At 38.3% G+C, this 14473-nt stretch carries 13 protein-coding genes; 4 read left to right on the top strand and 9 right to left on the bottom strand.

Features of this window, described 5'->3' with window-relative positions; all coding sequences use genetic code 11:
• Positions 1 to 287: 287 nt before the first annotated feature.
• On the bottom strand, positions 288 to 1010 hold the full coding sequence (locus D7322_RS13060; protein ID WP_121124638.1) for an SIMPL domain-containing protein: 723 nt from the start codon (positions 1008 to 1010) through the stop codon (positions 288 to 290).
• A 158-nt stretch (positions 1011 to 1168) separates the two neighbouring features.
• Entirely contained in the window at positions 1169 to 1675 is a 507-nt protein-coding gene (locus D7322_RS13065; protein WP_121124639.1) for an RNA polymerase sigma factor, read from the bottom strand.
• Positions 1676 to 2046: 371 nt separating this feature from the next.
• Here D7322_RS13065 and D7322_RS13070 point away from each other — a divergent pair, with 371 nt between their 5' ends.
• From D7322_RS13070 to D7322_RS13080, 3 genes are all read left to right on the top strand, one after another.
• A complete protein-coding gene (locus D7322_RS13070) occupies positions 2047 to 2745 on the top strand; it encodes a hypothetical protein (protein WP_121124640.1) in 699 nt (232 codons plus the stop codon).
• 9 nt (positions 2746 to 2754) lie between these two features.
• Positions 2755 to 3417 carry a response regulator transcription factor gene (locus D7322_RS13075; RefSeq protein WP_121124641.1) on the top strand — a complete coding sequence of 221 codons (663 nt, stop codon included), beginning with the start codon at positions 2755 to 2757 and terminating at the stop codon, positions 3415 to 3417.
• 151 nt (positions 3418 to 3568) lie between these two features.
• Positions 3569 to 5587: a glycoside hydrolase family 43 protein gene (locus tag D7322_RS13080; RefSeq protein WP_121124642.1), complete on the top strand. Its 2019-nt coding sequence runs from the start codon at positions 3569 to 3571 to the stop codon at positions 5585 to 5587.
• 686 nt (positions 5588 to 6273) lie between these two features.
• Here the strand turns inward: D7322_RS13080 and D7322_RS13095 are convergent.
• The 3 genes from D7322_RS13095 to ku form a co-directional block, all read right to left on the bottom strand.
• Complete coding sequence (locus D7322_RS13095) at positions 6274 to 8448, bottom strand: GAF domain-containing sensor histidine kinase (RefSeq protein ID WP_121124645.1); 2175 nt, start codon at positions 8446 to 8448, stop codon at positions 6274 to 6276.
• A gap of 173 nt (positions 8449 to 8621) precedes the next feature.
• A complete protein-coding gene (locus D7322_RS13100) occupies positions 8622 to 9239 on the bottom strand; it encodes a hypothetical protein (protein WP_147430404.1) in 618 nt (205 codons plus the stop codon).
• A 213-nt stretch (positions 9240 to 9452) separates the two neighbouring features.
• Positions 9453 to 10208 carry a non-homologous end joining protein Ku gene (ku, locus tag D7322_RS13105; protein WP_121124647.1) on the bottom strand — a complete coding sequence of 252 codons (756 nt, stop codon included), beginning with the start codon at positions 10206 to 10208 and terminating at the stop codon, positions 9453 to 9455.
• A gap of 190 nt (positions 10209 to 10398) precedes the next feature.
• Here ku and D7322_RS13110 point away from each other — a divergent pair, with 190 nt between their 5' ends.
• Positions 10399 to 11601 (top strand): NAD(P)/FAD-dependent oxidoreductase, encoded by a 1203-nt coding sequence (locus D7322_RS13110; protein ID WP_121124648.1) that lies wholly within the window; start codon positions 10399 to 10401, stop codon positions 11599 to 11601.
• 4 nt (positions 11602 to 11605) lie between these two features.
• Here D7322_RS13110 and D7322_RS13115 read toward each other — a convergent pair whose 3' ends face one another.
• The 4 genes from D7322_RS13115 to D7322_RS13130 form a co-directional block, all read right to left on the bottom strand.
• Positions 11606 to 12571, bottom strand: coding sequence for a DNA topoisomerase IB (locus D7322_RS13115; protein ID WP_121124649.1), 966 nt, complete (start codon positions 12569 to 12571; stop codon positions 11606 to 11608).
• Positions 12572 to 12682: 111 nt separating this feature from the next.
• A complete protein-coding gene (locus D7322_RS13120; protein ID WP_121124650.1) occupies positions 12683 to 13150 on the bottom strand; it encodes a ferritin-like domain-containing protein in 468 nt (155 codons plus the stop codon).
• Positions 13151 to 13418: 268 nt separating this feature from the next.
• Positions 13419 to 13625, bottom strand: a complete 207-nt coding sequence (locus tag D7322_RS13125) for a hypothetical protein (protein ID WP_121124651.1) — start codon at positions 13623 to 13625, stop codon at positions 13419 to 13421.
• Positions 13626 to 13710: 85 nt separating this feature from the next.
• Positions 13711 to 14211, bottom strand: coding sequence for an RNA polymerase sigma factor (locus D7322_RS13130; RefSeq protein ID WP_121124652.1), 501 nt, complete (start codon positions 14209 to 14211; stop codon positions 13711 to 13713).
• Between the last annotated feature and the right edge of the window lie 262 nt (positions 14212 to 14473).

Consider the following 14473-nt stretch of genomic DNA (forward strand, 5'->3'; position numbering starts at 1 on the left):
AATGGCAACTTTATTTGGTGGCTTGGTCAATCTTGACCAAAAAAAAAGGTTATGACGGTGGTGGTCAAGTATCTTTTTTATTTGGTAGCTAGGGTAGGTCACTTTAAGCAAACGGCGCTTTCGCTCAAATTTGGTGTTGGAATTTTGCAACCGAGCTGAGTCTCAAAATCTAGCGAAAATGCCGTAAAAAAATACTGAAAATATCATGTCCCCAAAAAGTTGTACACGCTTTGGGACAAGATATTTTCAGTATTAGACGGGAACGATCGTATTCTACAGCGGGTACGTTATTTTATTTCAAATTCGGTATATATCGTCCTTTTAAATTCAAGTACCTCCGGAGCTATCTTAAATCCCTCGCCGCCATAAGCTTTATTAAATGTTTCCAGAGCCATTCCTGTTCTATACCCTGTAGATTCATTCGGGGCACTACCATCATTTGATAAAAATAGCAGCTTTCCAATCTTTACATCAGCTCTTGATGCCAACTTTTGAGCTGATTTTAGTGCATCATCATATGCGATGAGGTCGGCTTCCCGAAGAATACTATCGGCTTTTGAATGGTCAAATGAAATGGAGCCAATTCCACTGATTTTTGTTTCGAGTAATTTACCCGTTAATTCCGTGAATTTGGATAGATCGTGTAAAACAAAATCGATGGTCTGTTGCGCTTGATAACCGACAAATTTATTCGTATTTCCGATAAATTGATAGTCCTTGTTTGCCGAAACACTACTTGTTTTGATGTCTTCCTTTTTATTCCCATATTTTCCAAGTATGGCGATGACGCTGTCAACAGTATTTTGTGTTTCCCGTACGGCATCTACCATCCGCGGTTTTGTAAATGCTGTATTGATGGTAAGTGTAACTTGGTCAGGCATTATTCTAATCTTTCCCTCGCCGCTGACCCGTATCCGGTCTCTATTGTCACTGGAAACAGATTGGCAGGATATCATCAATAATAAACCACTACTGACGACTAGCGATAATAACTTTATTTTATGTCTCATATCGTAACGACTATTAAGCTGGATTTTATAAGTAATTATTCTAATATACTAAATATTGGTGACAGCACCTGCGGGCCTGAGCAGTATAAAACAAAAAAATATAAAAAAAAAGCAGACACGATAATTGCGTCTGCTTTGGTATAAATAGTTTCTGCTCTTTAATAAATACTTTTAGCATACGTTTTTAGTTGCTTCTGTAAAGATTTTCGAGCCATATGGATACGTGTTTTTACCGTTCCTTCCGGGATTTGCAAGTGCTCCGCTATTTCATAATATTTAAAACCTTCTAAAAATAATGCAAAAGCATTGTAATAATCTTTTGGTAATTTATTGAGCGCATGCTGTATGTCTGATGCCACAAAGTTATTTTCACCACGATTTGTTGTGATTTCATTTATATAACCAGTACTTATGTATTCGTTGCGGTAATTTTCTAACCGTTTATTGCGTGTATACTGATTAATATACGTATTCTTCATAATAATATATAACCAGGACATAAGCTTTGGGTGTTTTAAAAACTTTTCTATGGAAGATAATGATCTAACCATAGTTTCCTGCACTAAATCTTCTTTTTCATCTGGGTCGCTCGTAAATTGCGCCGCCAAATATTTTAATGTAGGTCTCTTTTCCTTAAACAGTTGATCGATTGTTGTATTTTCCATATTATCAATTTTAAGTGTTTATTAGTGCCAAGACTACTACAATTAGGGTGCTAGAAAAAACAGGTAAAAATTGTTTTTTTTAAATTTAAATTCGAGATATGTAATTTTGTTTCTAATTTAACTTGGTGTTTTATAGTACTTTAAGTTTGTTTTGCTGGCTTTGGTCGTTCCGGATGTTAGAGGTGAATTAAGGTGTTTTTTACTTTAACAACAAGTGTTTTCCTTATGAAATTCCATCCTTTATCCCATAGTACTACGTATTTATACGCAGTACTATAAACTATACAGGAATCTTTAACGGAGTTATCAGATTTTAAAAACTGTTCGAGCTTGATAATGGTTATTGATCATATTACGAAAAGCAATATACTATGGGGAACGATGACAAAAATTTATATATAGATCAATCACAGGAAAACGATGGGGGGCAGGATCTAAATCAGATCTGGGGAGGAAGTCAGGAAGATTTTTACAAATCCATAATCCGAAACCAGCAGGAAGACTTAGGACGTATAGGGCGTTATTTTAGAGATGAACTCGCGCAGGAATTATATGGAATGCGAATATCATTACAGAATTTTACAAATCGGCATGGTGACTTTGAAGAACTACGTTGTTTGCGTGATTCTCTAACTTCGTTAGTGATTGAATTACGAAACAAAGCTATTGTGCTTTATAATCCAATTTTGAATGATTTGGGAATTTTCCATGCAATTGATGAGGTCGTGAGCTCGTATAGACAAAAACTAGGCTTTAATATAGATATTATCCTCGATCCGGATTTAAAGGAACTTCATCATCATATTCAGGTGCATCTTTTTAAATTGCTTACCGCACTATTTGAATATCTGAAAGACGAGATGCCTATTCAGACGATTTCAATATCTGTACAGCTCATTGATTTTGCTGTATTTATAAAAGTGTTGCCTTATTTTAAGGCGGATAACATACTGCAAAAAACCAGAAGCGCTGATAGCCCAATGCGACTAAAAAAAGTAATGGAGTTATATAGTGCTAAAATTATTAACGATACCGTTGAAAAAGGTATGATACTTAAATTAACGATTTAAAAAGACGATATGACAAAAATCCTATTGGTAGAGGACCATATGGTGGTACGTAATGGTATAAAATTGCTTCTGGAGTCCCAAGATAGTTTTAAGGTTGTTGGTGAGGCGTCCAATGGCAAAGAAGCGCTGGATTATCTGGATTCGAACCGAGATCTTCTGCCTGATATTGTATTGACGGATATTAGCATGGAAGAAATGGATGGGATTGCTCTTTTACAGGTGTTGCATCAACACCATAAAGATATAAAAGTGGTAATTCTCTCGATGCTGAACCAGATTAACTATGTCATTGAAGCATTTGAATATGGTCTTAGAGGGTATTTGCTAAAAAATGTTGGTTATAACGAGTTGCTTTTTGCACTTAATCATATTGCTGCTGGCGGTAGATATATGAGTGAGGAGATTTCAATGTTACTGCTGGAGCAGATACGCTCTGGTCAACGCTATGCGCAGCATGCGATGGGAATACAAACTGATTTCGAGATTTCCGAAAGGGAACTCGAGGTATTGGGACTTATTGCAGAAGGTTACACCAATATTGAAATTGCAGATAAGATTTTTTTGAGCAAACGTACTGTGGAGGGGCACCGGCAAAATCTAATAGATAAAGCTGGCGTGAAGAATACTGCACATTTGGTCAAGTTTGCCTTCGAGAATGGAATATTAAATTAATTTTCCATTCTCGATGGGTTCTTTTATACATCGGCTAAAAGTAAAAACCGAAAAAAGATACAAATTGATCCTTTATTGATACGATATCGCCTGTGATATTGTAAATATTTCTTCAATTTTAAGGTGTACTCAAATTGTATCGGTGAAACAGATGAAATTTACTGCATTTTTTTTTATGCTTTACGCTATACTGCCCCTGGGCTACCCAATGGGTAAAGATAGTATTGTCTCCGTTATGCATGATGCTGATGGAGGGGCTCGGTCACCTGAAAATGGAATTTTTCAGGCTGATCCCACGATCTTCTATCATGATGGTTATTACTATTTGTATGGCACTAACGGAGATGGTGATCAGCAATTGGGGTTTAAAGTGTACAAGTCAGAAGATTTAAAACATTGGCAGGGGCCGATAGGCGCAAAAGCAGGATTCGCATTAATTCAAGAGGATGTATTTGGAAGCACGGGATTCTGGGCACCACAGGTGTGGTCTGAGCAGGGAAAGTTTTACATGGCATATACTGCCGGTGAAAAAATTGCGATCGCTGTCAGCGATTCCCCTATAGGTCCTTTTAAACAAAACGTTCCTAAGACTCTTATGGAGGGCGGAAAGCAGATCGATCCCTATGTATTCAGGGACAACGATGGTAAAAAATATTTGTTTCATGTCAGGTTAACGGAAGGAAACCGCATCTTCGTTGCTGAATTGAAAGATGATTACTCGGGGATTAAGGAAGAAACATTAAAAGAATGCCTACATGCGGAACTCCCTTGGGAGAATACCGCTGGATCCTCATGGCCGGTCAGCGAGGGCCCTACGGTTTTACGACAGGGTAAACGTTATTACATGTTTTATTCGGCCAATGATTTTAGAAATAAAGATTATGCTGTAGGCGTAGCTGTTGCTGAAAATGTGTTTGGCCCTTGGAAAAAAATAGAAACAAATCCGCTATTAAGCCAAAATAACAGTGGATTTTCGGGCACCGGTCATGGCGATTTATTCCAAAAAGGGAAGCAGTGGTACTACATCTGTCATACGCATTTTTCTGAACAGCAAGTTGCTCCACGACGTACGGCGATAGTACCTGTCGATCTTGTCTCCTCGGAAGGGAGTGGGAGGATGACGCCTAGGTTTGACAGTGCTAAATTTAGATTACTTGAGACTGAAGATAAATCTGCTTCCTCCTTGGATGTCGCTTTCGGCGATCCGTTCATTCTCTATGATAAACCCAGTGATCAATATTATCTGTATGGAACAGGGGGTACGGAAAATGGGTTTATAGCATACAGTTCAAAAGATCTCATCCAGTGGAAGGAAGTAGGGAAGGTATATGATGGAAGACAGCCTAAAGGGTGGGGGACAAAAGACTTTTGGGCGCCGGAGGTGTACTTGGTCAATGATAAATACTACATGTATTATAGTGCACACTGGAAGGAAAACCCCGGGGATAAATTGGAGAACTATCGCATTGGCGTGGCGGTTGCAGATAATCCGGCGGGACCATTTTTAGACCTGACAGGCAAGCCACTATTTGACCCCGGCTATCCCATTATCGATGCCAATGTTTTTAGGGATACTGACGGCAAAAATTATTTGTTTTACTCCCGTTGTTGCTATGAACATCCCGTTGCTTCTGAAATCGCCGACTGGGCTAAATCTAAATGGGGATATAAAGATATTGAGGAAAGCTGGGTTTATGGCGTTGAATTGGACAGCAGCATGCAGCAGGTCATTGGGCGTCCTGAACTGTTAATACGTCCACCGCTAAAGATGAATGATAAACAGTCCGAATGGGAAAGTCGTTCCGTATCTTCAGGCGAAATCAACAGAAGATGGACGGAAGGTTCATTTTTATTAAAAGCAAAAGGCCAATATTATATGATGTACTCCGCTAATTATTTTGCGGGAGCAAATTACGCCGTCGGCTATGCTACCTCCACATCTCCTTTGGGACGTTACAGCAAATCAGAAACCAATCCGATTATACAAAAAAATACCGATCACGGCGGAGTTATTTCAGGTACGGGACACAATAGTATTTTTAAAGATCGCGATGGAAAGCTGCGTTGTATTTATCACGGGCGGACAACAAAAACAGGTGATAAGCGGATTGTCTTTATCCGGGATATTCGCTTCAATAAAGATAATCAATTACAAATCGAATCGGAATGACGCTCAATCAATGATTATTCCTGGATTTTTGACTTGTGTTTCGGTCGTATTTTTCTTTGCACGGTTGCTTTATTTCTTCGGTGATGTTGTCCTCCTGTATAGGAGCGCAAGTTAATTCAGCCTTCTTTTGCCGGTGAGAATGATCTAAATCTGCTTCGGTTACTACCATCGGATCGGTATTATTTGAAACAGGAATACTGGTCTCACTAAACAAACATTTTCGATACCATCTATTACTAAAATAATATGCAATAATCAAACCTTGTTTCACTATCGAATGCTGCAAAATCTTTTCCATTGTTCTCAACGATTGAATGAGTATGTATACTTTTATGCCTATTGCTTTAATAAAAGAACAATCAAAATGGGCAATTGGTTTAAATTAATTCGATTCAAACTACTTTCCAATGAAATTGGTTCTTCTAATGTTGGATTCTAGGATAAAATTGTCATGATAATATTAAACGCTTTAAATATCGCATTCATTGCTCTGATAACGCAACAGTCGGAACGCACGGAGGCATTAAATACCGGAAATTCGAATGAGTGGTACACAGAGCCGGGTATTTGGCTCTTTATCCTTATCTTTATATTTGTAATTACACTTGTTATTTACCGAAAATTAGTGAAGAAAAATTAATCTATACCCGTATTTTATCGTGTCTCTATCGTCAAGACGTATGGCATCAGTCATTGAGCATATGATCCGGAAAAGGTGCAACAATAGGGAAATAAAGGTGAACTGTTGTCCCAACACCAACCTTTGATTCGACTTGAATGCTTCCTCCAAGACGCTCCATGACACGCTTGACAAGAGATAAGCCGATGCCCGTTCCGGGAATCCCACCGACATTATCTGCCCGGGTAAACATTTCATAGATATGTGGTAGATGTTCTTCAGGTATGCCTATGCCGTTATCCTTGATGCAGTAATAGGTCATATCATCCTTGGTGCTACTCTCAATGTTGATCGTAGGTTTGTCGGACTGAGAAGAATATTTAATGGCATTTACAATAAGGTTGGTAAATATCTGATAGACAGCGCTTTTTTCTCCCCATATTGGCAGCAATTGCCCAAAATGGGGCTCACAGTCTGCTGCATCATATAGTGTTTTATTTTCCTGAAAGATACGTTGTAGCGTGTAAGCCATAGGAAGCGGCTCTTTATCCAGAACACTTGCCCGATGTTGACTTAATTGTACCATACTGTTGATGATATCCTCAATATTGGCGACACTTCTGCTGAAATTCTGGTACCATTTGTTGGTTTTAGAAAGATCAATATTGTCGGAATGCTGTTGTAGAAATTGAATGCCCATTTTTAGTATTGACAAGGGATTTTTCAGGTCATGGGATAGTGTATAGGTAAACATTTCCAATTCATTGTTCAGACTCAGTAGTTCCTCATTAAGTAATTGTCTTTCTTTAAGTTTTCTGAATATGGATTCTTTAATAATTTGATTGAGACGCAAGACAAAATTGATTTCTGCATCGTTCCAAGGTTTGGCGACATCATAACGAACATCCTCCCAAATTTTTAGTTTCCCGGGTTCTTTAAGAGCTTTTCCGATCTGTCCTAGTTGCATCACACGACTTTGACTTGCTTTTCTGAACCATACAAGATAATAATCATTTTCGAGGCCAACCTTGAGATACATCAGTCCTGCAAAATTTAACTTTTCTTTGAAATGATGCTGGTGATTTAATCTAAAGTTGTAATCCTTAAACAATGCTTTATCACTATGTTGTTGGAGAAATTGAATGATTTCATAAAACAGTGATTTATGCGGTGTATGACGGTGGTTGAAGACATCGCCCTGATTAAAAATGGCAAGACCATCTGCATTGACCAGTTCGGTGAGCGTATCTATATGCTGGACTAATGCGCAGTTAACCATTTTGTTCTCGGACAGACTTTTTTTTAGCTCTTTTTCTGCCGAATTAAGAAGTTCTGTTCTTTCGAGCAGGTTTTGTTTTACGTGGCTTTCATACTTATTGGTAGCAGCCTGGATGGCAAAAGTACATAGTTTCCGTTGTTGCAGATCTACCTCTTTTTCATGGGTATGTTGAGCCACCACAAGTCCCCAGAATTCATCATCTATACAAATACGGAAAAACAACGCGCTCTGGACGCTGATCTTTTCAAGAAAAAGATGATGAAGTTGAGGAAGCGGGCGCAAAAGACTGGAAAGTGTGTCTATGCTATCTTCCATATACACAAAATGCTGATCAACTTTTTTGATGTTGGGAACATAACGATACGAATAGCTGCTATAATATTCCATCGCTTCTTGGGGCATGAAATCTCTGGAAAACTCTTTTCCTCTGAAATAAGGTTTACCGTCAGCGGTATGTTCGGCGATCACCTCACTATATCCGGTTTCCTGAATTTGAAGGACAAAAACACGATCGTAATTTAGTAATCTATTGATTGCTAAGCAAACCCTATCCCAGTTGTTAGGTTGGATTGTGTCGAGTAAAAAGTTAAATTCGTTTATTTTTTTTGCGGAAATATATTTTTTATGTTGTCGTTCCCATTCGATATAAAAATGACCTTGATATAGTTTGATTTTGAAATAGATACGTTCCTGATATACTTTTATGGGCAGGATATGACGTGACTGACTATTTTCACGCAATTCACTCATCACATCTGCGATCTTTTGAATAGCATCACCAAAAGCCTTGGCAAAACCTTCAAAAAAATTCGTGCGTAATAGAACGTCGGTAGGCAGATTGGCTTTTTCAGCCGCGAATTCGCTCAGAGCTACAATAGTATATTGTTCATCCAAAACAACAAGACTGCCAAAATGCTGAAGTTTGATCGCATTTTGATTGTTAGATTGAAAATCAGTGTTCATAGTAACCCCAAAACTCCTTAAGATATATGCCTAAATATACGAAAAAATTAATACAAGTAGATTGTCTATCGGTGATTAATAGGATATTTTTATTGAAACAGATTATCTTATTTGAATTTATTTTCTTAAAAAATTAATAATATTACGCGTTACCTGGTCATCGTGGCTCCAATTTATGGTCTATTCGGACGTATTCGATCTGCGAGGCCTTTAACGAGGAGTTTCCATTGCGGATAAGAGGCCCCAATTTTCGCGGCCAATCCAATAATTAAGTTCCTGATATTGTCACCTAGGCCATGATTTTCCACGTTAATAATTTCATTACGTCCAGCATATTGAATTAATATGCTGTTGCGTCGTTGTTCTACTAGGAACGTTGAAGAGGAGATACCTTCAAAAAAATGGGAGGTATCTTTGTTGTCGGGATGTCTTGGATCAGGACAGGGTTTTAGTGTCAAAGCAAGTAGCTTATATTCAGTCGTTACATCTTGGGTAATATTGACTACATTTACCCAGTCATAGCCTTCACTGCTGGGCAGGCCGGGGCCGGGAATATTCAGTCTGATGTAGTCATGTAATGCTAGCGGACGGTCAATCGGAAAACCGTTGCTGTCGGTCAACTGAAAAGTCGTGGCAGGGATTTTTGCAAGTTCATACCAGTAATTGACATCCAGGAGATAGGAGCATACGGTCTCAAAGGCCAAGTCGGCCATCGCTGCACTCTCAAAATCAACTGACTCAAAGCAATCAAGCTTCTTTCCTTCTTTCTGTTCAGGAATAATATTTTTCATGCCTTTTTGATTAAGAACAGTGTTCGCTCTCATATGGTTTGAAAGAAATAGTGAATCATTGACGGGTAACCTAAGGATATCTGTCCGTTCGCTGTAAATGTGTAAGTAATCAAGTTCATAACGATCTGTACACCACATATCCAACATTGGCCTAGTTTGCGTAGACAATATGTATTTCCTGATTTGAGTTTATGTATTGAATAAATTTTTTAGTTAACCTAAGCTTGCTCTTAGTTTGGCGAGCAGGTCATTGGCCTTCGTATTTTCAACCTTTATTTTTCTTATTGTAGGCCGCTTACCTTTATCTTTTTGTTTGATAATCTTTAACAGTTCCTCACTATATTCATTTTTATAGTTGCTTAGATCAAAAGCCTGACTATGCTGTTGAATAAGTTGCGTGGCCATATCCATTTCTACTTTTTGTAGTTTGACTTCAGCAGGCAGTTTCAGTTCATCAAGGCTTCTTATTTCCTGTTGATAACGGATTTTGTTCAAAACCAAAACATTTTGATAGGGTTTTATGATGGCAAGGTGTTCTACATTACGCATGACAAAAGCGCCAAGCCCGGCTGTTTTTGTTTTATCAAGAGCTTTTAATAACAATTGATATGCTTTTTCACCACCTTTTTGGGGTTCAAGATAATAGGGTGTATCAAAATATATACTGTCGATATCTGCCAATTTGACGAATGCATGTAAGTTGACGAGTTTTGATTTTTCCGGACTGGCATCTTCAAAATCAGCATCTTCCAATACCACATAATGATCTTTCATAAAATATCCCTTGACAATATTATCCCACTTTACCTCTTTTCCTGTTTGTTCATTGACGCGTTTGAATTTAATATTGGCTAAATCTTTTCGATCTAGCATATCGAGATCAAGGCTGCTGCTTTCTGTTGCGCTATATAGTTTTATCGGGATGTTTACCAAACCAAATCCGATTGCTCCTGTCCAAATGGCTCGCATAGTATGTTATTTTTATCGCTATCTGATAGCCAGATTGCTTTATTACGATTATTCTAGAGAGATAACCGCTACTAAGTTGAAATAGTTTGGGCCATCCAAAAAATAGTGCTTTTGTTCTTTCCACGCCCGACGAAGTAATCCAAACTTTTCTTTCTGAAATTGGTTATAAGGGCATTGCTTATCTCACAATATGGATTTAAAATCATACGAACCTTTCTGGTTAATAAAAAATGGACTCCTGGCAACTTATCCCGCCCTGCGCGAGGACAAAGTCTGCGACGTTTTAATTGTTGGCGGCGGAATCACTGGCGCGCTGGTTGCTCACCAATGTATATCAATGGGGAAAAAGTGCGTGCTGATTGATAAACGGGAAATTGTTAATGGGAGTTCGGCGGCGACAACATCCATGTTGCAATACGAGATCGACACGCCGCTCTATCAATTAACGGAATTAATAGGCGAGGAAGGTGCCATCGCCAGTTATGAAGCTTGTAGTAAAGCAATTGACAATATCGGATTGCTTTCACGCAAGATCGAATCCAAAGCTGGTTTTCGGACTAAAGATTCATTATATTATGCTTCGCGCAAAAAGGATATTACTTGGCTAAAACAGGAATTTGATGCCCGGAAAGCTGCTGGGTTTAAAGTAAAATGGCTTAGCGAGAATGAAATCAAAACCAGATTCCATCTGGAGAAAGCCTACGGCGGAATACTCTCCGAAAAAGGAGCTAGTATAGATGTCTTTTGTTTTGCGCACGAACTGCTGACCCACAATGTCAGGCATGGATTGGAAGTTTTTGACAAGACAGCGCTTATTTCTGTAAAAAGCAATCTGCGCAGCCATACGGCAGAAGTATCTACAGGGGCAACGATCCGCGCAAAAAAAATAATCTATTGCATCGGTTATGAGACAGTAGGCGTAATCCCAGAAAAATTTGTGGACTTAATCAGCACTTTTGCTATCGTTTCCGAAGTGAATCCCTCTCTTTATCAGCGGTATAAAGACTTATTGATCTGGAATACTTCCGATCCTTACCTTTATATGCGGACGACCGATGATGGCCGATTTTTGCTAGGCGGCGAAGATGAAGGATTTCGTAACCCGCAAAAGCGTGATGCGTTGATCGCTAAAAAGACCGATAAGTTGGAAAGATCTTTTCACAAGATTTTCAATAAGTCTTTTTTCACAGATTTTAGCTGGGCCGGAACCTTTGGCGTAACCAAAGACGGTCTGCCCTATATAGGTGAACATAAGCAATTTAAAAATACCTATTTCGTTTGTGGCTTTGGGGGCAATGGAATTACATTTTCGGTCACTGGAATGGAAATGGTCGCTCATTGGTTGGAAAATAAGAAACATCCCCTGTCCGAGTGGTTCAGGTTTGGACGCTAAGGGTTTAGCTATATTTTAACAGAAAGCGAAATAGTTTATATTCGAGCTTACTCCCCGTCAATTTTTCTTTGATGACAGGGAATTTCCCTTCCATATATACCTGTTGTATGACCGGATGGATATAATAATTTTGTGATACAGTTTTGGTATTGCCCAATTGTTTGGCGATCGTCTTTATTACCTCATTTAGCTGTTTTTTTCGTGTGTTTAGATCATCTCCCTGCTTTGATCGGGATAATAGATCGAACGCTTCTCTGCTGGCTCCCCATATACGGATATCTTTACAGGTGATCTGTCCCGGACAATGATTACGCAGATAGGTATTAAAAGTGCGCCCGCAAAAATTGCTTTTGCCTATTTTTTTTTCGAGCTGAAATAGGTTTTTTCCCTTTAGTCGGAGCAGTTCGTCAAGTAATTTTGCCTGTTGTTTGTCTCGCCAGGTCTTTTCTTGGAAAACACCTTTTTTCCCTCTGTAAGCGAATGTGATGGTATTGCCCGTTATCTTGACATGCCGCTTTTCAAGGGTGCTGAGACCATACGACTTGTTTTCCAGCGTATAACGCTTATTGCCAATTCGGATAAGCGTACTGTCCATTATTTTAAAAGCAATTGCACATAATTTTTCCATCGTCCAGTCCTTATGTTTCAAATGTCGGGAACTTATTTTCCTAAGATCCTGAAGGTACTGCCCCATATAGAGAACATGTCTAAATTTATCCGTTTGTTTTTGATGGACAAATTTTGGATGATAGATATATTGTTTGCGGTCCTTCTGGTCGAAACCATAGGCCTGGAGATCATTTCTTGCACTCTTTGCAATCCAGACATTGTTCCAATTCGGCGGAATGACTAAATGACGTATCCGGTCCAATACCTTTGGATCCGTGATCTCTTTGCCTGAGCTATCAAAATATTTAAAGATTTTTCTAATTTTTCGCCTTGTGTAGCCTTGTTTATTTTTGATCTTCATATAGACGCTTTATTTAGATAACAATTGTTGAACTTACGTCGTTGAATAATAAAAAAATCCTCATTATCGACAAATAAGGATCTTTTTATGGTTAAGTTAGACTATATTTAATTATAATTCTTTATCCCTTAGTGTTTTGATGTACTCGTGGGCTTCCAATTGTATGGCCAGCTGTTTTTCGATCAGCAGGAGGAGGTCGTGTGTGATTTCCCAATCTTGATTGTCAACAACATCTTTATAGGTCTTTGTAAAAGCATCTTCCCCCTGTTCACAACTTGAAAGCAGACTTTTTTGGTCATTGCCGGACACGGCAGATTTAATGTCCATCCATATTCTGAAAAGCTTACCGCTGATCATTGTACCGTCGGTAGCGGCCTTGGCCTGCTGTTCCAGATAGGGCTTAAGTTCTTCAATAAATAGTTCGGATTGATTCATATAATCAACGAAAATAGGGGGCAAGGTATCGATATGAAGACGGTCAGCAATCTCAATTGCTTTCTTATACCCTGCGATGCGATCATTGTTGATCTGTATGAGATCATTGATCAATGTGCTATCATTTATTGTTATCGTTTCCATTTATTTTAGCGTTTTAAGATATTTGATTTCATTTCGATCTTAGAACCTATGCCGGAGCCGTTCCGTTGAAAAAAATAGCAGTATGCGTATTTTTACCCTTTGGTAACTTTCCGGGTTGCCATTAAAAAAGCGATACACTCTGCAATGCCGTTTGAAGGTAAAATTGTCTGTCAAAACAGAGAGAATGGAACTCTGCTTGTCATGATTTGTTGATCTATCGGAATTCAGCTAAAAAGAGACCACTTTATCTGAATAAAGTGGTCTCTTTTTAGCTGATGCAGATCTTATTTTGTTTTACCTGAGCAGGAAGTTTTTTTTCCTCTTCCACGTTGCTCTTGGTTTGTTTTTTGTTTATCGAGCTGGCCGCATCTGGCTGAACGATTGTTTTGTTATTTCCTTTGCCAATAGGACCGCCACAAATAATCAGCAAAATCGATAAATGCTGCTGATTGAAGGCTATGTTTTTAGATTTCATATAGCTGTTTTTTAATGTATTGTCAAATTAATTCAAATTAATGTGAAGAACTCTACTTTGTTAACATTCAAAAGAACTTTTGGTTTTATTGAATTCGATATACTTTTAACTGTTTTTGCAGCTTCTTGCGGGTCATATGTATTCTCGTCTTTATGGTTCCTTCCGGCATCCCAAGATAGGACGCGATTTCGTGATATTTGTAACCTTCCAAAAATAACTGGAAGATCTGATAGTTGTCTTCGGAAAGACCGCACATGGCCTTCTCAATATCATCCGATACGAATTTATTCTCACCCTTATTCGCTTCTGTCGTTTTGTAAGCTTCCAAACCTATATAGGTCTCATGGATATCACTGGTTCTTTTGGCTTTACGATATTGGTTAATATAGACATTCTTCATAATAACATACAACCACGACATTAATTTGGGATGCTTAATAAAGTCATCGATCGACTTCAATGCACGAATAAGTGTTTCTTGAATCAAATCCTCTTTTTCGTCAGGATCGGTGGTGAATTTTCCTGCGAAATGTTTTAATAGACTTCTTTTTTCTTCGACTAGCAAGTTTAAATTGGAATTGTTCATGATATCTATCGTTTATTTAAATTGATTGATTTTCCAAACATATTGGTGCAATTAGAGTGCTAATTTTTGCCAAAATTGGGGTGTATACCCTTGTTTAAACAGCTAAATGCGGAAAATACGTATACCGGATATTTTATACATTGTGGCTTATCAGCTACACGGAAAGACGGTTTATTCAAAAAAATAGTACAGCAATAAAATAAGTTTACGCTCTTTTGTAGCTCCTCAAATGGGTATTTATTCCCTTAAGAAATGTTTAAAT

Source organism: Sphingobacterium puteale, assembly GCF_003627955.1.
Classification (GTDB): domain Bacteria; phylum Bacteroidota; class Bacteroidia; order Sphingobacteriales; family Sphingobacteriaceae; genus Sphingobacterium; species Sphingobacterium puteale.